Below are 19,512 nucleotides of genomic sequence, written 5' to 3'. Positions count from 1 at the left end.
TCATAAAAACACAGAAATGCGCTTCTATCAATCAACATTTACTTCCCTTGCCTTTCTGGCTTTATTTTTCTCTTGTAGTAAAAAAGATCATGAGGTTCAACCATCTGCAAATTGCCGATTTGTTGGAAAGTCCTATACTGCCAAGCAAATTAGCTATGCTGACACAGTCAACTATACTTATGAATCGAATTTACAATATGGTACGGAAGGCAACCTTAGCAAAATAACAGTTGTTCAAATTGCTGAGCGAGGTCCTTCATCAGCGTTTCCCACAAAATCCAGTGAAGACGAAAACTATACGTTTAAGTATGATGCGGATGGTTTCCTGACAGAAATTAGGAGACATAGCTTAACCCTCCAACAAGGGAACTACTCATATAATGATTACCCATTCTATAAAAAAGGCAATATTGAGGTAAATGACATTACAACCTTTAATTACAATAATAAGCTCGTACAATCATCTTCCAACAAAACAACAACTGTTGTCCAGGGAGACAATTATGCTCCAAAAACCTATGAAACGGAGCTTAGCAAAAACTACGAATACGATTCGCAAGGCCTTGTCCAGTCTATATCGCAAAAATCTGAAAACGGTTCAGAATCAATCACTTATTTCAAAGAAGGGAAAAAGATATTTGCTGACACTGAATATATCAAGTATGATGAAAAAGGCAGGGTGATCAAAAATTCATATGGTAATGGACAAATAGTTATAGAATATGTTGATGACAATATAACATTGGTTGAGAGCCATTACCAGTCAAAGCTGGTGTATTCTGAAAGACGATCATTTGATAATCACAAAAACCCGGAATTATTGATTCCTTCCAGTTATAAAGGAATTCCAGATAACATTGCCGTGCTTCGAACAACAGGCGATCAGAATAATATGGTTAAGAAAACAATAACCTATCCGGATCGCGAGCCGTACATTGAAAATACCGTATGGAAATATAATGCAAATGGCCTTCCGGAAACATCGACGTTTACAGTAGACTATCCTGGCAATATTGTGACCCAAATCACAAAGTTCAAATACGAAAACTGCAACTAATCACCTCCACAAATTAAACAATAGCCAGGAAAATTTGTTTTATTAAGCTAACTTAGTAGGGAGCGCTGGGTGTGGTCCCTTTTGAGTTTATGCGATACAAATACTGCCTTATTTTACTTCTTGTGGTTGTGAGCAAACTGTCTTTTGGGCAGGGAGCGGGCAATTTCGTAAGTTTTGAGACGGGAAAAGGCAGCATTGATATTATTGGAACAAAACGTGTGCTGCGCATTCAGGCATTCTCCCCGGAAATATTTAAAGTTCAGCTGCTAGCATCCCGAAACGCCCCTTCGCTGGACAGTTCTTTCTCCGTAATTCTTTCACCTTCAACCGGTGCATTGAATGTTGTTGAAACCAAAGACAACATTGAAATACGGACTGAAAAGTGCACGCTGGCAATCGACAAGTTTCCGCTGCATGTTGCATTAAAGTCGGGTAATGCAGTTAAGATCAAGGAAACGCGCGGTTTTGTGCAGACAAAGGATTCGGTCAGTTATACATTTAACATTAATCCAAAAGACGTTTTTCACGGCGCAGGTGGCCGGCCGTTTGGCCCGGATCTGGCGAGGAAAGGCTTTGATTTTTATAACTCCTGGGAATATGAATATTTTGACCAGTCGACGGGCCTATCCCAAAGCCTGAATGTCTCTTTCATTGTTTCGTCCCACAAATATGGCCTCTTCTTCGACAGCGACAGACCAGGTTCCATGCGCATGTATGTGGGCGCTGTGGACTCAACATTGCTGCGTGTGGAAGCTGCCAGCAACGGGAAGTGGGCCTATTATCTGATACACGGCGATAATAATGATGAAATTATGGCCAGTTATACGCAATTGACGGGTCGGCAGCCGCTGCCTCCTCGGTGGGCTTTTGGCTACATTCAGTCAAAATCGGGTTATAAAAATGATAGCGACGCGACGGTGGCCATTACCAAGCTTCAAGATCAGGGATTTCCGGTGGATGCGTTGGCGTTGGATCAGCATTGGTATGGCGGTACGAATGTGCGCGGTAACATGGATTGGGATACAAAAAACTGGCCTAATGCGACCGGAATGGTAAAAAGTCTCCTTGATAAGGGCGTCAAAACCATTCTGATTGCAGATCCTTACATTAGCACACAGTCTGTCAACTACAAATTTGCTGAAACACAATCTCTTTTTGCAAAGAAAACCAAGGGCAACCAGACTTACATACTCGATATAGGCACTACTAAAGGTGGCTTGCTCGATATTTTCAAGCCCGCTGCGCAAACCTGGCTTTGGGAAAAACAAAAAAGATTGGCCATTCAGGGCGTGGCGGGCTGGTGGAGTGAGAAAATAGAGCCGGATCCGCACCCGATGGATGCCGAGCATGAGCTGGGCAATGCATTTCAAATTCATAATCTGTATGCACTTTTCTGGTCTAAAACCTTTTACAACAACTTCACGAAAGACTTTCCTGAAAAGCGAATCTTCCATATGACACGCTCTGGCTGGGCGGGCTCGCAGCGATATGGTGCTTTGCCTTGGAGCGGCGATGTCAGCCGTTATTGGGCTGGGTTGAAGCTGCAAATCCCGATCCTTTTGCAGGCTGGCATGTCCGGGTTTGGATATATGCATTCGGATGTGGGCGGGGCCATAACCATGTCTGATAAGGCTGAAAAGGACGAAGAACTGGATTTGCGATGGTTTCAATTCGGCACATTCACGCCGATTTTGAAAGTCGCCGGCCAGCGTGATAATATTGAACCATTCAACCTCAGCGAGCCATTTTACAGCACGGTCAAAAAATATGCAACGATCCGTTACCAGCTCCTGCCTTACATTTATTCACTAGCCTGGAAAAACAGCGTTACCGGACGGCCGATCTGTTTGCCAATGGATTATTTTAACAATCTCAGGGCGCTTGGGAACATTGATAACCAGTATTTTTTTGGTGAAAATTTGCTTGTTGCCCCTGTTTTGCTGCATGGAATGCCGTCACGGAAAGTCGTGTTACCGCCAGGAAAATGGTTTAATTTTTGGAATAACGAAGTCTACAATGGCAACACGAATATTTTCCCAAAACTCACAGTTGATAACATTCCGGTTTACGCGAGAGGCGGCAGTTTTATTCCAATGTCTACTTCCACGACCAAAAAATCCACCGATTATTATAACTCAGACAGCCTGACGGTGCGGTTTTACCAGGACATTTCAGTTCCGACATCAACATTTACCATGTTTCATGACGATGGCGTTGACCCTAATTCTCTTGCAAAACTAAAATATGATCTCGTAGAATTTGGCGGAAAGGTTTCCAATGATCAGGTTAATGTAACGGTTCAGCGGACAAAAAGCTTTGATAAATCGCTACCCAAGAGACATTTAACATTTGAAATAAAAAACGTAACCTCCAATCCTACTACCGTAACACTCAACGGTCAGGCCATTCCGGTTGTATATCTCAGCTCAGAATTCAAGAACAACACCGCTTATTATGACTTGATAGGCAAGCAGCTTAAAGTGCAGTTTGACTGGGATTGCAGTACAACGGCCAACATTGCAGTCACGCGCGACGGCCTCGACGTGATCACTGGCTCCGAGCCGAATGTTAAAGATGATGTTCTGACCGTTTTTCCAAATCCGACCCGATCACCAATTTCAGTGAAAGTAACCGTTCCCGAAACGGGCTTGTATGAGTTGGAGGTTTATAATGTTGCGGGTGTTTTAGTTTACAAAGATGCCTTAGGGCAGCATAGCAAAGGTAAAGTGCTGGATTTGAACCTTGATTTACGTGTTTCCAGCGGTGCATATCTGGTGAGGTTGCGAAATGTGAATGGTCAGGTTTTTACAAAGAAAATAGTTATTCAATAATCATGAATTACAGGCTTTCATTACTGCTGACTTTCCTGATAACCGGCATTACAGCCTGTGTGGAGCCTTATAGCGTTAATTTCGAGAGTGCAAAAGAGTACATTGTGGTGGACGGCGTAATTACGGATCTGGATGTGCCGCAGTATATTTCATTGTCCAAAACCAACCCGGAGGCAACCAACGAAAGTTCTGAATTTACACAGACGATCTGGACCAAGGGCCTTTCCACATTGCCGCTCGAAAAAGCGAAGGCAAAGGTGATTATAAACGGTTCGCAGGTCCTGAACCTTGCCGAAACTGAACCGGGCATTTATCAGTTGCCTGCGAATTTTAAAGGAAAAGTAGGCGACGCTTATGAGCTGGAATTTTTGACGGAGAATGGAAAATATTACAAATCCTCTGCCGAAATCATGCCGCCGGTTTCCCCGGTGAAGCGTGCTTACGATGTTTTCAATCCAAAAGGAATCCCGAAGCTTTCTGAATATTATGGCGAATTCACGCCCAGCAACGACATTTATCTAGATTTTGATGATCCGGCGGGCGAAAAGAACTTTTACCGCTGGCAATGGACGCTCTGGGAATTGCAGAAAACGTGCACAACCTGCAACCAGGGAAAATACTATCTTTTTGATGCTGAGAATGGCGTAGATGGCGACTGCTTTACGGACCTGACATTGAAATACAACGACATTTACGATTACACTTGCGAGGACCTTTGCTGGGACATTTTTTACAGCAAAGACATCACCATTTTCTCAGACATTTATACCAACGGACAAGGACAAAAGGACAAACTCGTGGCGCAAATCCCGCTTTTGCAATCCAATCCATGCCTGGTAAGCTTGCAGCAAAACTCGCTCACACCCAATGCTTACCGCTTTTTAAAACTCATTCAGGATCAGGCCAGTAACTCAGGAACGCTCGCCGACACGCCGCCTGCGCCGATCCAGGGAAATGTCACCAACCAGAAAGACAAAAACGAACTGATCATCGGGTTCTTCACGGCTTCGTCCGTTGCGGAATACAGGACTATGCTTTGGCGGAAAAACATCAAGAATGCGGCCGTTTTGAACCAGCTTTTCAAAACGATCCACAATCGCGACCCGATCCTGGAAGAGCGCTCAGCCGGGCGGCCTTACATCCCGCTGGCGATTTGTAAAAAAAGCCGGTCGCGCACGCCGTTTTTGCCAAAAGACTGGAAATGGACGCAATAAATGATCTGTGAATGAAGCCATTATACGCGCTGCTGTTCTTATTGGTTAACATTACTCCCACGTTCGCGCAGGGTCTCACAATCACGGGCACCGTGCGTGATTCGGCCACGCTTGCGCCTTTGCCGGGTGCAAGCATTGTGATCGATTACCGTAAAAGCTGGTCGGCGGCGGAGATGGATGCGAAGGGCAATTTCACCATTAACCTGCCCAATGGCGACCATGTGCTGGTGATCCGGCACGTGGGTTACGAGGCATTCAAGGTTTTTATCAAAAGCGGCACCCAAAAAGCGCATTTCGATGTGTTACTGACCACAACATCGAGTCAGCTGGAAGAAGTGATCATTACCAGCAAAGGATTTGACCAGACCATTCGGGCGCCCATTCTTGGCTCATTACAAATCAACATTAAGACGCTCGAAAAGCTGCCATCGGCCTTTGGCGAGCTGGATATATTGCGCAGCCTGCAAATGCTGCCGGGTGTTTCCAGCGTCGGCGAGGCTTCCAATGGTGTTAATATCAGAGGTGGAACAACGGATCAAACATTGATTTTACTGGACGACACGCCCATTTTCAATCCTACACACATGTTTGGACTGTTTTCTGTCATTCCGCCCAACACAGTAAATAGCCTGGATCTTTACAAGGGCAATGTGCCGGCGCGTTTTGGCGGACGTGTTGCCTCTGTTCTGGATATTTCTACCAAAAACCCTAATCTGGAAAAGTTGCGGCTGGAAGGTGGAATAAGCCTTGTTTCGAACCGGTTAATGGTTGATGTGCCGATTATTAAAGGAAAATTGGGCATTTATGTAGCCGGCCGCGGTGCATTCAATGATTTTATATTACCAAAACTTGATAAACAGCTTAATAGTATCAGCGCCAAGTTTGGGGAGCTTTCTGCGAAGTCTTTCTGGAAGATCAATAACAAGAATACGCTCACTTTTATGGGCTATTATAGCAATGATTATTTCAAAACAGACTTGCTCACCAACCTGCCCAATGTTGTCGGAACCGACACTTATTACAGGCACATTACAACCAATGGCATGCTGCGCTGGCTGCACGTGATCAGTCCGGAGGTTAGCATTCAAACGACAGCTATTTATGCCAAATACGCGCCGGACATTGGTACAAAAGAAAAGGAAACGGGCAATGTGGTAAAACTGGAATCCGCTGTGGAACAGCGTCAGATCAAGTCCAACATTAACTATCAGCTGTCTAACCACAAGTTTGAAACCGGATTTATCGGCACCCAATATGTGATCGCCCCGGGGACTTTGCAGCCGGGATTGAGCCAGAGCGTCAATTACATCGGCACACCCACCGAGCACGCCAACGAAGTGGCTTGGTATGCGGATGATGAGATTAATTTTTCCAAAAAACTGGCTGTTTCACTCGGATTACGTTATTCATTCTTCATGGCGACGGGCAAGGCTGTGGTCAGAAATTATCTGCCAGGACAGCCGAGAGACGATTTTTCGGTTGTGGACTCGACGGTTTACAACAAGGGAAAAGTTTCCAAAGCATATGGCGGGCCGGAACCACGCGTAGGACTGCGTTATGCCCTGAACGACCGCATTTCCCTGAAATTCGGCTATAATCTCATGCGGCAATACATTCAGGTGGTTTCCAACACGGCCACGCCGATCCCGACTTCGCGCTGGAAAACAAGCGATACGCACATTAAGCCGCAGATCAGCCATCTGTTTACCGCTGGATTTTACCAGTCGTTTGATGACAACATTTATGAGATTACGCTGGAAGGTTATTACCGCAATGCCAAAAACATCATTGATTACAAGCCCGGCGCGGACTTTCTGTTGCAGCAATATCCCGAAACACAAATGGTCCAGGGCAAAAACAAGTCCTACGGGCTGGAAATGATGCTTTCCAAGAAAAAAGGGAAGCTAAAAGGCTGGGCAAATTATACTTATGCAAGATCCCTGAACATTGTGGATGAAGACGCCGCATTGATTGAAAAAGTGAACCGGGGAGATTGGTATCCAGCCAATTACGACAAACCACACACATTCAACGCTTCACTCGACATTACGGTCGACAGCCACAATTCTTTTGGCTTCACCTTTGCATACAGCACCGGAAGGCCCTATTCCGAGCCGATTGGTTTTATCAATTATCAAAACAACGTCTACCCGTTTTACGACAAGCGAAACAACAAGCGCATTCCCGATTATCACCGCCTCGATTTTGCCTGGAACATTTACAATCCGAGTATGAAAAACCGCAGGTGGCAGGGACATTGGACATTCTCGATTTACAATCTGTACGCGCGTAAAAACGCCTATTCCGTGTTTTTCAAGACGGAGAATGCTGTTACCAAAAGTTATCAGCTGAATATTTTCGCAACGCCGATTGCAACCGTTGCCTATAATTTTACTTTTTGACCGGATCGCTTTTTCTGCGGATCACAACCAGCTTATCATCATTTCGAGCAGCCACGATCGCATTGCCACTTTTCAATTTGATGTTTTTTAAGTGTTTAACCTGCCCTTTGACCTGTAAACCTTTCAATGATTCAGGCGTAAAATTGCAGTTGCCGCGGTTGATGAGGACAGTTCCAAAATCGCTGTCATAGCGGCCCATTTGAATGTTGCAGTTATAAAAATTGCCCATAATCAGCACATCGGGCAGCTTATCACCATTGGCGTCAATGATCTGTGCATCGTAAAATGGGGTCCATTGTGCTTTGTATCCCAATGGTTTAACCTCAAAATTCCCTTTTCCATCATTCACCAAAACTGCATTCTGGAAGTAATCGGCGGATAAAACCTGCGCTTCTTTCAGCTTGTCCTCTCCTACCAGATCGCCCAGGCCGGCTTTTGCAAAATCGGTTGCAAAAATGTATTTCTTGCGTATGACCGGCATCTGCTTTTCCATTTCAAGTTTGGTCGGGAAAAGGGCTTCTTTACCATTCAGATAATAAGTTAGCAAGGGTTCTTTTCGGCCGTTGCCGTCGTAATCATTGATATACATTTTCACAGGCTGTTCCGCGTTGGCCTTCATTCTGCTGTTCAAACCCAGGTTTCCAGCCAGAATGTCCAGATCGCCGTCCCCATCAAAATCGTAAGGCATGACGAAATTCCACCAGCCTTTTTTGTCGGTCAGCATTTTCTTGGAAAAGCTCTTTCCATTATTCTGCATCATCACAATCCCGTCCCATTCCAATGCCAGCAAAAGATCCTGATCGCCGTCTTTGTCCAGATCGGCCAGTTTCGCATTTTTCACATAACCAATCGAAGATAACTCCCTGGCATACTGGCTCGTCACATCCGTAAACTTGCCCGAACCATCGTTTTTCAGCAAATAGGATTTGGGAATTTCACCATAATTAAGCGGCACGGCGCGACCGCCAATGAACAGATCCACAATGCCGTCGCCCGTGAAATCGAACGGCACAACGCAGGAAGCGGTCACGTAAATGTTGGTAAATGCATCCGCTTTCGCACTCAGATTTCCCTTGCCATCATTGAGATAAATGCGCGGCATTTGAAACTCAGAGTTGTTGGAGTATTCATTGCCGCCTGTTGCAATAACCAGGTCCAAATGTCCATCCCGGTTCACGTCCACCCATTCTGCGCTAATCTCCTCATAAGTGCTGTCTTTCAGCAACGCAGGCTGCATCGATTCTTTGAAAATGCCCGCATTAGTTTGCAGGAACAAATGATTGCGATGCCTTTTCGACGAACCAACGAAAATGTCGTCCAATCCATCATGGTTAATGTCGGCAATGGCCAGGGCTGGCCCGTCGGCGGTTACTTCAAACGGAATGAGCGAGTTGCGGTCAAATTCTACGAAGTTATTTTCCTCATGCTTTATATTCACACCCAGTTGTGCGGCAATGTCTTCATATGTGTAATCCTTCGATTCCCGGCTTGTTTTGAATTTCTGATAGTCAAAAACGGGCAGGTTATTTTTGTAAACCAATAACAATGAATCCCTTAAATCGCCTTGTTTCAAAACCTGAAAACGGTTATCCGGCCAGATCACAAACATGGAATCCACATCTGCTTTTTTGCCCAATCCAATGTTCATTGGCACTTCCATGCTCGACTGGAAACCACGAACCGGGAATTTCTCAAAACTCAGCACTTTATCTTTCTTGAAAACCAGACATTTGGTGCCGATCGCATTCACATTACCCGCTTTTCCTTTTAGATAAACACGCGAGAAATCACCTCTATCCACCTTTTTATCATTCAGGTTTTCGTAGATGAATGCCTTCTCATTGATGTTATTCGTCACAATGTCCAGGTCACCATCATTGTCCAGATCTGCGTAAACAGAGCCATTGGAATAGGAAACCTGATCATTCCGGATTAGTCCATCCATATCCTTGAATGCCAGATCACCTTTGTTGGCAAAAAACTTGTTATTAAGCTTGATTTCAGGCAGCTTATCCGCCAATCCAGGATCATTCTCGTTAAAATTCTTGTTCCTGATCTTCTCCTGAACCACATCATCCGACACGAATTTGATGTAATCCGTATCATTCATCCGCTTTGGAATGCCATTGGAAATGAACAGATCCTTTAAGCCATCATTGTTGAAATCGGAAAAAAGCGCTGCCCAGGACCAGTCCGTGGAATGCACGCCGGAATACATGCCAATTTCACTTAATGTGCCATTTCCATTGTTATATTGCAGGTTATTCCGTGCAAACTGGTAATTATAACCCTGCCGGATCTTGTATTTGAAAATGCTGTACATATCCTCCCCTTCCGACTTTTTGAGGATCTCATAATTGGAAGGAAGCATATCCAGCGAGACGATTTCAGGAAAAATATCATTGTTCAAATCCCCGATATCCACGCCCATCGAAAACTGGCTCGTGTGCATGAGCGACGAATCGGTCATATCCAGGAACGCGCCGTTCTTTTGGTTGATATACAAATAATCATTTTCATGGAAGTCGTTGCCAATGTACATGTCTGGATAGCCGTCGAAATTAATGTCGCCAACGCCTAAACCAAGGCCATAACCCAACGCGGAACTGTGAATGCCGGTCGTTTTGGACACTTCAATGTATTTCCCATTATCATTCCTGAACAATTTATCGCCAGCAAGCGGATGATATACATTCTCAAAAAGCGCCCTGCGGCCAAATGTCCCGTTCTGATGGACGGAATGGTTCAGCTGAAACATATCGAGATCGCCGTCCAGATCATAATCAAAAAATACAGCCTGCGTCCCAAAAACAACCAAATCCAGCCCATATTCCCTTGATTTCTCAGCATAAACCGGCACACCATTTTTAATTTCCTGGCATACAAAAAGCAGGTTATGCCCCTTCATGGACTCAAAATTTCCAACCTGACTAATGTAAATATCCAGCATGCCATCCTGGTTAATGTCCACGATCGACACACCATTAGACCAACCTTTATTCCCTTGAAAATTCGCCTTTTCCGTCACATCCTCGAACTTCATGCCCGACTTGTTCAGGTAAATGCGGTTGGGCTCCTGGTTAGCTGAAAAACACAAATCGATCAGACCATCATTGTTCAGATCACCCGCGCCTACGCCCCCTCCATTATAGAAATACATATAATAGAAAATGTTGAAATTCTTGGTTGGTTTCAGCGTGTTGGCAAAGTCAATTCCGGTTTTTTCGGAGGTTAGGAGGTCAAAATCATACTCGGCAATATCCTTTTCCTTGGAGCAGGAAAAACCGGCCAGGAATAAAGTGAAAAGCAGAATGTTGGTAAGTATTTTTTGAAAAAGCATGAATTACAAATTGGCCGGTTGCGGCTTATTAATCTTAAAAAGAACGGGCTTGGCATTGCTTACCAAATTGATCAGGTAAGGCGCACCCTGAATGTTGATCGGACTGATCTGCTTCACTTCGCCATCAACGGCATAGCCACTTTGCGTGCTCAGCAGCAGATCAAACTGCATATTCCCCTTGTTAATCAGCACATTGCCGCGGCAAGCATCGAGTGCGCCGAGTTGTGGAATAAAATGCGTGTAATTGCCGCCAACGATTAAATCCGGCTTGCCATCTGCATTTACATCGGCACTCTCTATGGCATTCAGACAGGATATCTGCGCCATATGCGGCAATTCTTTTAATGTAAACCGACCTTTCCCATCATTCACGGCCACCGCAGATTTCAGGTAATTAACCGATTTCTCAACGGCCGACTTCATCAAATCTTTGGGAAAAAGATCCTGCACCGATTTGTTGGCATATTCGGAGTGTTTCAAACTCTCCTTCTTCAAGAACGGAAACTGCGTGGTCAACTCTCGTTTCAACAAAATCGGCATATCGCGCTCGTCGACCGTTTTGGTCACCACTTTTTCAATGGTCCCATTTTTATTAAAATCATTAATCCAGATTTTCAAAGGTGCATTAGCCGATGCTTTCAGTGAAAAATTTTCGCCAATGTTGCCAAAAACAATGTCCTGATCACCATCTCCGTCCATATCAGCCACTTTCAGGCATCCCCAAAAGCCTGCATAAGCTTCGAGGCCAGAGGACATTTGCACAAACTTTCCCCCATTATATTTCAAAATCACCGGCGCCATCCAGTCGCCCGCAACGATCAGTTCTTTAATTTTATCGCCATCCACATCCGCCCAGGAAGCATCGCGCACCATGCCCAATTTGGCTAGTTCCGGTGCAATGTTCTTCCCTACTTCTTTAAAAACACCCTTTCCGTTATTCTGATAGAGATAACTTCTCGGACTTGATCCATATTCACGCGGCACACTGCGGCTGCCCACGAAAAGATCCATGTCGCCATCATTGTCATAATCATGCGCCACGATCACGGCGGTGTTCATGGAATTGGGCGGTAATGCGCGCGTATTGATGGCAAAATTGCCTTTCCCATCATTCAAATAAAGCCTCGTAGGCAAATCCGGGCTGGTAACCAATGTTTCATTTCCACCGCTGCCCACAACCAGATCGAGATCACCGTCACCGTCTGCATCGAAAAACGTGGCCGCTGTGTCTTCAAAACCAGCCAGATCTGTGAAAACTTTTTGCGTTGATTTCACGAAAGAAGCGCCTATTTGCAGATACAATTGCCCGCCCTGCCCTTTCGCGCCGCAAACATAAACGTCCGCCTGCCCGTCGCCATTCACATCGCCGATTGCGGCCTTCGGACCTTCCTGCGACAGCAGCATCGGTATATTGCGTTCGTGATAAAAATCTTCGTATTTATCTTCCTGATGCGCATCAAAACCATCACTGGCAACTTGCGTAAGCAACATTGTCTTTGATTGGACTGGATTGGCAAAGTCCGCTCCCAAGTTATTGATCTTGAAGTTCAGCATCGTGTCAGCAGCAACTTTCGGATGGCTGGTCACTTTTCTGTTTGGCCAAATAATGCGAATGGAATCAATGGAAGCGATTTTCCCCAAGCCAATCGTGATCGGATATTCCGTGCTGGACTGAAATCCACGCGCCGGGTTTACTTGCTTGCTAAAAACCTGCTTACCCGCAAAAACCTCGATCTTGGAACCAATTGCATAAGTGTTTTTGCCTTCGCCAGCCAGTTTGAGCTTGATATAATGGTTTTTTTCAGGCTTCGCCTCGCTTTTGTTTTTGTATACAAAACACCTCTGGTTCACATTGTTAACAACAAGGTCCAGATCGCCGTCATTGTCCAGATCCGCGTAAGCCGCGCCATTTGAAAACGACTTTTCACCCAACCCAAACTCATCCGCGCGCTCCTTAAACTGCAAATTTCCTTCGTTGTGGAAAAAGTTGTTAGGAACAGGGTTTGAAGGCATCTTATCAATAATGTTCTGCATATTTTCCTTTTCGCCCGACATCACCATTTTCTGCGTCACTTCATTGGCAAAAAAATCGATAAAGTCTTGATCCAGAATGTCATGATAAATGCCGTTGCAAACGTAAATGTCCGTTTTGGAATCATTATCAGCATCAAACATTAACGCGCCCCAGCTCCAATCGCTCGCCGCAACGCCCGAGTAATTCGCTATTTCGCTGAATGTACCATCCTGGTTGTTAAATTGCAGGCTGTTCTGCATGTATTGGTTGTGAAATCCTTTCTCTTTTTTAAGATTGAAGAGATAATGGTTTTCAAAAGAAGTGGTCGTTTTGTAACGGTATTCGTCGCGCGGAAGCATGTCTGTGACGAAAAGTTCTGGATAGCCGTCGTTGTTAATGTCCGCCATATCTGCGCCCATGGAGGCCAAACTGGTGTGTTTTACGCGCTTTTCAAGCTCTTCCGAGAATGTGCCGTCTTTTTGATTGATATACAAATAATCCTTTTCGTAAAAGTCGTTGCAGATGTAAATGTCGGGATATTGATCGCCGTTAATGTCGCCCACTGTCACGCCCAGACCAAAGCCAATTAAACTCCCGTAAATGCCTGTTTCCTGGCTCACGTCTACGAATTTTCCGTTGTCGTTCCGCAGTAATTTATCACCACCACCTTTCAGAAAGTCCTTTACAGGCCAGTCTTTCGCGCGCATGTTTCGGTCGTTGGCGTAGTTGAGCGTGTTTACGGGAATGAAGCTGTTGTTAAGAATGTAGGCGTCGAGATCGCCGTCCAGGTCATAGTCCAAAAATGCTGCGTGTGTGGTGTAACCGGTTTCGTTCAGGCCATATTTTGCGGCCGATTCTGTGAACGTCTGGTCGCCGTTATTAATGTATAGCGAGTTTCCTTGCTTGTTGACAAACTTCTGGTAACCTGCATTGCAGACGTAAATGTCCAGCAAATTGTCACCATTAATGTCGACCATCACCACGCCCGTGCTCCATTTTGTTGGTTCCGCAACGCCGGCTTTGTCGGTAATGTCTTCGAATTTGAAGTTGCCTTTGTTCAGATAGAGCTTATTATCGCCCATGTTGGCGGTGAAGTAAATGTCGGGCAAGCCATCATTGTTAATGTCCCCGATCGCAACGCCGCCGCCATTGTAGAAATTCCGGTAATTGAAGATGTTGATATCCTCTTTATCCTCTACTTTATTGACGAAATCGATGCCCGTTGCCGACGCGTCCATTTCCTCAAATAAGCCGTCCGGTTTGCTGGAATCCTTGCAGGAAGAAATCAAGAACAGGAAAGTAAAAACGACTGCCGCGTGCACGGCGCCTCTATATTTTGTGATCATTTAATTCGATATCGAGGAGCTGAAAACTTCTTTTTCAGTAATGTTGCCTAAACTGATCGCTGGCTTTTTATAAACGATGAAGCCTTCTGCGGGTATATATTTGTCGGGCTGCTGGAAGTCGCTGTATTTCCCGACTTTCCCTTTGATCTTAAAAACGATTTTGTCCTTTGCAAACGCTGTTGCGGTAATCTCACCCTCGGCCATCATGTAACCTTCGCCGATCATATTAATCTTGTCAACGATCTTTCCCATTTTAATGCTTGTTTCAACAGGACCGTTTGCGGTGATTGTTTTGGTAATGGGTTTGGCAGCGTACCACTTTTCCCCTCCCAGATTGATGATCGTTTTTCCCTCAAACTGATCCGTTAATGTGACATTCATCATATTGTCGGACAACAGCACCTGCCCTGAAAAAACGCTTTCTTTTGGATAAAATTCTTTCCCATCAATCAACATTAAAATTTTCGCTTCATTCTCCTTCAATGTCTGAAAAAGCTGGTCTGCGGCTTTTTCAGATGAATCTTTTGAACTACAACTAAAAACAAAGAACGCTAAAAATAGAAGTAAGCAACGGGTCATTACATTATGGTCAATTTGTACGCCAATAATAAAACAAAAATGCCCGAAATGATCGAGCATTTTTGTCAAAAAATATGATTTAAAACTTAATATCCAGGATTCTGTTCAAGGTTTGCATTGGAAACCAAGGCGGCAGACGGGATTGGATAAAGCACTGTATAAGCTTCTTTAACCGATGTTCCTGTGCCGGTTGTAAACTTACCGAAACGAACCTCAGTAGTTCTTTTACCACCTTCCCAATACAATTCGCGACCGATCTCGTCAAACAGATTAGCCTCCGTCAGGGATGCCAATGCTGTTGCTCCGCGCAATGTTCTCAGTGCGTTGACCTGTGTCAAAGCGCCTGCTGCATTTCCGCCTCTCATCATAGCTTCCACTTTCATCAGGTAAGCATCTGCATAACGCATTAAAAGATATTTACCTGAGTTTGCAGGGTGATATTTAATTACACGGATACCTTTATCCGTAGCTGCACCAGCCAAAGGAACATCTTTCGTGAACTGCAATGGCTTTTGCGTACGGGTGTCAATGATCGCCTTACCTTTTTCGTCATACTGCTGACCTATCAGGAAACCATAGCTGATACCTGAAAACTCAGTTCCATCTTTTTTCGCAGGCTTTCCGATACGCGTATCTTTTGCTTCAAAAGTGTCATAGAAATCAGCAAGTGTAGCGAAACCATTCCATCCCGATGGGTTCTGGCCATAGTGCAATGTCATCATCCAGCGGTTCTGAGCAGTTCCTTCCTGAACGTTGAAAATCGGCTCGGTTTTAGCAGATGCGGAGAATGCAGCGAAGTAATCCGCTTCTAATGCGTATCCGTCCGCTGTAATTGCATCTACGTAAGCAATCACTTTGTCCATATCCGCCTTATCAAATGTGTAAGGCCCTTCTGGTGTAGTGCTTTTGTAAACTGCCTTATTAAGATACATTTTAGCCAAAAGGAAGTTGGCAGCTGCTTTCGAAGCGGTCCCGTTGTTTACAGATGGCCCTTTCTTAGGCAGGTTAGGAAGTGCTTCTTCCAGATCCTTAATGATGTAATCAAATGCTTCCGAGCGCGTTAACACTTTTGGAAGATCATTAACACCTTGTGAAACTTCCCTGACCGGAACTGAACCCCAGTAATCCATAACCCAGTGCATATTATATGCTCTCAGGAATTGTGCCTCTGCCTTCTGAACTGCCGTAGGATTGGAAGCGATGATCTCAGTAGCTTTATAAGCTCTCTGGTTCAGGTTATTCCATGCGCTCAGGATGTAAGAGTGTGAAGCATCCCACGTATGCTGGTCCAATGTACGCCACACACCATTATCACCCCAGTCAACACCACGTGTCGGCGGGATCATTTCTGCTGTTGTGTGCTGACCAAGCGCGTAAATACCCGCCTGATCTGAGTAAGTAGAAAGATCTTTGTATGCAGACGAAAGGGCTTCAACCACAATTACCGGGGCAAATCCACCTTCGGCAACTTCGTTCACTACTGAATCTTTTTCGTCGTTAACAAGGTCAGTACAGGCCGACAGCGTCGCCATGCAAACCCCGGTAACCATTATTTTATATATCTGACTGGTTTTCATTGTATAATGAATTTTGAATTAGAATGAAACATTAACACCAACTGTCCACGTTCTTGCTCTCGGATAAGCGGTATAGTCAATTCCGAAGGAGGGTATATCGTTCAATGATTTGTTTGTGCTCACCTCAGGATCTTGTCCGCTGTATTTGGTGAATGTCAACAAATTCTGACCAGTAACGAAAAGTCTTGCATTGCTCAGGACTTTGTTCGCTTTCATCGGAACACGATATCCAAGAGAAAGGTTTTGCAAACGAATAAAGTTACCTTTTTCCAGAAAGCGTGTCGAAACATCAGGAGCATTCAGAGCACCTTCTTTATTGCCGATAACATCTTTCGTTACGTTACGTCCGTTGGCAAACGAACCTTGTGTAAAGAATGCGTTAGCAGTATTTGAGTAAATGTAATGTCCGAAAACACCGTTGAAGAACAGACTCATATCAAACGCTCCGAAAGTTAAGTTATTGGTTAAACCGGCGTTAACTTTTGGAAGCGGGCTTTTTCCACCCAGGAATTGCTGGAAGTCACCATTTGGATAAAGTGAGTTTCCGTTGTCGTCAAATCCGCCGAACTCGCGAAGGAAGTAAGCGAACAAAGGCTGGCCTTCTGCCAAACGCTGTGCAAATGCACCCGAAAGACCCTGACCGTTGATCTCACCTGTATCATATGTTCCGATAAGGTTTTTAACAAGGTTTTTGTTATAAGATCCGTTCACGACCATTTCCCAGCTGAATTTCTTGCCATCCACGATCACACCAGTCAAAGCCAGTTCAATACCACGGTTTTGAATGTCTGTGTCAAGATTGCGGAATACAAATGGGTTCGGTGCAGGCTGAGCCGCGACTACTTTGAAAAGAAGGTCTTTTGTACTCTTGTTATAAAGATCAAGTGTTCCGCTCAATCTTCCTTTCAAGATCGAGAAGTCAAGTCCAAGGTTGAATGCAGCAGTTGATTCCCATTTAAGATCCGGGTTGTTGAAAGCTACTGCGTTCAAACCACCACCTGTAATGCCATCAGCACCCTGGTTGATCGCGTAATCGCTGTATCTGTCACGTCTGTCGTATACATTGTGAGGGATTGCCTGGTTACCTGTAACACCATATCCAATTCTAAGAGAAAGATCTGTGAAGACAGTTTTAGGAACGAAATCCTCTTCAACCAATTTCCATTTGAACGCTCCTGACGGGAAGTAACCATATTTATTGTTACCACCGAATTTAGAAGAACCATCAACACGCAATGTACCAGTGAACAAGTATTTGCTTCCGAAACCAAGGTTTACACGACCGAAGTAAGATTGAAGCTCATCCTTTACATAGCTTGAATTCTGGATAACAGAACCAACACTTGAAAGCGATGTTGCATCTTTAACACCAACAGTTCCTGCAATACCCAGGTTGTTGATCATCAGATCCAGGTCATTGGTACGGAAGTTGGCAGCAGCCACGTTCTTGCTTCCATTTTCGAAGCTCTGATAAGAATAACCCAGAAGCGCATTCAATGTAACGTTTCCGATTTCCTTGTCATAAGTAAAGTAGTTTTCCATCAACTGGTTGTTACTTTCCACATCGCGAATATACACGCGGCCAATTTTGTCTGATTCGTTAATACCACCAATACCTGCAACAACCAGATCTCGTGAATAAGCCTGTTTTCTTGTGGACATTGATTTGTCAAAACCAAGAACCGTTTTGAATTTCAAACCGCTGAAAATTTCCAGTTCAGCATTGATGTTACCTAGCGCGCGAAGCGTGTTGTTATTATCTTTTGAAAGGTTAACAAATGCAAGCGGGTTAGGCTCCGTAGTTGTAGACTGGTTCAATGTATCGCCTCTGTACGCTGGACGTGTAGGGTTAGCTTTCAGAATGCTACCCATCAAATCACCTTCAAAACCAATGTTTTCAGAAATTGGAACACCTGTATCTTGCGTGTTTGCAAAGTTCAGGTTGCTTCCTACTGTCAATTTATCACCGATGAATTTTTTCTGACCGCTGAAACCAACGCTGTAACGTTTAACATTGGAAGTCTGCACGATACCGTCCTGGTTCATGTAACCCAGTGAGAAACGATAGTTACCCGAAGCGTCACCGCCACCATAAGACAAGTTGTGCTGATGTGTTAGTGCAGTTCTGAAAAGCAGGTCCTGCCAGTCAGTATCTGAACCCTGATCCTGTCCGCCTGCTGCTTTGTATTCCGCTGCATTAAGAAGATCATATTTCTTTGTGATATTGCTTACACCCAGAGAATACCCATAATCCAGGGATCCTTTTCCTCTTCCTCTTTTTGTAGTGATTAAAACAACACCATTTGCACCGCGTGAACCGTAGATCGCTGTTGCAGACGCATCTTTAAGAATGTCCATGCTCGCGATATCGTCCGGGTTAAGGAAGTTAAGCGGGTTTTTCGCTGGCTGACGTCCAACACCCTGGTTATCACCACCTGATGAAGTATTATCACCGCTCAAAGGCACACCGTCAATAACGAAAAGCGGGTTGTTACCACCCAATACTGAAGACGTTCCCCGGATACGCACGTTAATACCACCGCCAGGCTCACCACTTGACTGGGTAATCTGCACACCCGCAACGCGACCCTGCATCAATTGCTCAGGAGAAGTTACGATCCCTTTCTGGAAATCTTTCGAGCCCAAAGCGGAAACCGCGCCGGTTGCATCTTTTTTCTTAACCGTTCCGTAACCTACTACAACAACTTCTTCCAAAGCCTTTACGTCCTCAGCAAGTGTCACGTTCAATGTTGATTTGTTACCAACCGGAACATCCTGAGTTTCGTAGCCAATGGCGCTGAAAGTCAATGTTGCATTTCCCGGAACACTAAGCTGATAGTTTCCGTCCACATCCGTATTTGTTCCCCTCGTACTTCCTTTTAATGTAACTGTAACTCCTGGTACACCACCGGTCCTTGCGTCTGTAACCTTACCGGATACATTCACGTCCTGTGCAAAAACATTTGTGCTTAAACCGATCAAGATCATCAGGAAGGCGAAAAGCCCTGTGCCGTGTCCCGGTAATCTTTCTTTCGTCGCAAAGTGTTTGGTACTGCTTAATCCGTGTCGACGAAACACTTGAAAGGATAAATTCATCATAGGTCTGTTAAGTAAAATAGTTAAATCTGGTCACCGCCTCTTGTATCATCTTA

At 44.8% G+C, this 19,512-nt stretch carries 9 protein-coding genes; 4 read left to right on the top strand and 5 right to left on the bottom strand.

The genetic code is table 11. The features are described from left to right. Positions 1-16 precede the first annotated feature (16 nt). From L0659_RS00940 to L0659_RS00925, 4 genes are all read left to right on the top strand, one after another. The gene (locus tag L0659_RS00940) at positions 17-1,057 is read left to right on the top strand and encodes a hypothetical protein (RefSeq protein WP_235123644.1); all 1,041 of its coding nucleotides are present in this window, start codon (positions 17-19) and stop codon (positions 1,055-1,057) included. A 128-nt stretch (positions 1,058-1,185) separates the two neighbouring features. After that, positions 1,186-3,888: a TIM-barrel domain-containing protein gene (locus tag L0659_RS00935; RefSeq protein ID WP_235123643.1), complete on the top strand. Its 2,703-nt coding sequence runs from the start codon at positions 1,186-1,188 to the stop codon at positions 3,886-3,888. 2 nt (positions 3,889-3,890) lie between these two features. Beyond that, entirely contained in the window at positions 3,891-5,102 is a 1,212-nt protein-coding gene (locus L0659_RS00930) for a DUF4249 domain-containing protein (RefSeq protein ID WP_235123642.1), read from the top strand. A gap of 11 nt (positions 5,103-5,113) precedes the next feature. Then, entirely contained in the window at positions 5,114-7,504 is a 2,391-nt protein-coding gene (locus L0659_RS00925; protein ID WP_235123641.1) for a TonB-dependent receptor, read from the top strand. Here L0659_RS00925 and L0659_RS00920 read toward each other — a convergent pair. The 5 genes from L0659_RS00920 to L0659_RS00900 form a co-directional block, all read right to left on the bottom strand. Then, positions 7,494-10,844 carry a VCBS repeat-containing protein gene (locus L0659_RS00920; protein ID WP_235123640.1) on the bottom strand — a complete coding sequence of 1,117 codons (3,351 nt, stop codon included), beginning with the start codon at positions 10,842-10,844 and terminating at the stop codon, positions 7,494-7,496. The genes L0659_RS00925 and L0659_RS00920 overlap by 11 nt on opposite strands. A gap of 3 nt (positions 10,845-10,847) precedes the next feature. Continuing rightward, positions 10,848-14,204: a VCBS repeat-containing protein gene (locus L0659_RS00915; protein WP_235123639.1), complete on the bottom strand. Its 3,357-nt coding sequence runs from the start codon at positions 14,202-14,204 to the stop codon at positions 10,848-10,850. Further along, positions 14,205-14,783 (bottom strand): hypothetical protein, encoded by a 579-nt coding sequence (locus L0659_RS00910; protein WP_235123638.1) that lies wholly within the window; start codon positions 14,781-14,783, stop codon positions 14,205-14,207. It lies immediately after the preceding gene. Between the two features lie 86 nt (positions 14,784-14,869). Continuing rightward, on the bottom strand, positions 14,870-16,360 hold the full coding sequence (locus L0659_RS00905) for a RagB/SusD family nutrient uptake outer membrane protein (RefSeq protein ID WP_235123637.1): 1,491 nt from the start codon (positions 16,358-16,360) through the stop codon (positions 14,870-14,872). 18 nt (positions 16,361-16,378) lie between these two features. Further along, positions 16,379-19,459: a TonB-dependent receptor gene (locus L0659_RS00900; RefSeq protein WP_235123636.1), complete on the bottom strand. Its 3,081-nt coding sequence runs from the start codon at positions 19,457-19,459 to the stop codon at positions 16,379-16,381. Positions 19,460-19,512 lie beyond the last annotated feature (53 nt).

Origin of the sequence: Dyadobacter sp. CY347 (assembly GCF_021502655.1) — a bacterium.
Taxonomy (GTDB): Bacteria; Bacteroidota; Bacteroidia; order Cytophagales; family Spirosomataceae; genus Dyadobacter.
This window is presented reverse-complemented; position numbering and strand designations above follow the sequence as displayed.

Coding starts and splice junctions, on each gene's coding strand:
- L0659_RS00925 (WP_235123641.1), top strand. CDS start 5,114: ATGAAGCCATTATACGCGCTGCTGTTCTTATTGGTTAACATTACTCCC.
- L0659_RS00910 (WP_235123638.1), bottom strand. CDS start 14,783: ATGACCCGTTGCTTACTTCTATTTTTAGCGTTCTTTGTTTTTAGTTGT.
- L0659_RS00900 (WP_235123636.1), bottom strand. CDS start 19,459: ATGATGAATTTATCCTTTCAAGTGTTTCGTCGACACGGATTAAGCAGT.
- L0659_RS00940 (WP_235123644.1), top strand. CDS start 17: ATGCGCTTCTATCAATCAACATTTACTTCCCTTGCCTTTCTGGCTTTA.
- L0659_RS00920 (WP_235123640.1), bottom strand. CDS start 10,844: ATGCTTTTTCAAAAAATACTTACCAACATTCTGCTTTTCACTTTATTC.
- L0659_RS00915 (WP_235123639.1), bottom strand. CDS start 14,204: ATGATCACAAAATATAGAGGCGCCGTGCACGCGGCAGTCGTTTTTACT.
- L0659_RS00905 (WP_235123637.1), bottom strand. CDS start 16,360: ATGAAAACCAGTCAGATATATAAAATAATGGTTACCGGGGTTTGCATG.
- L0659_RS00930 (WP_235123642.1), top strand. CDS start 3,891: ATGAATTACAGGCTTTCATTACTGCTGACTTTCCTGATAACCGGCATT.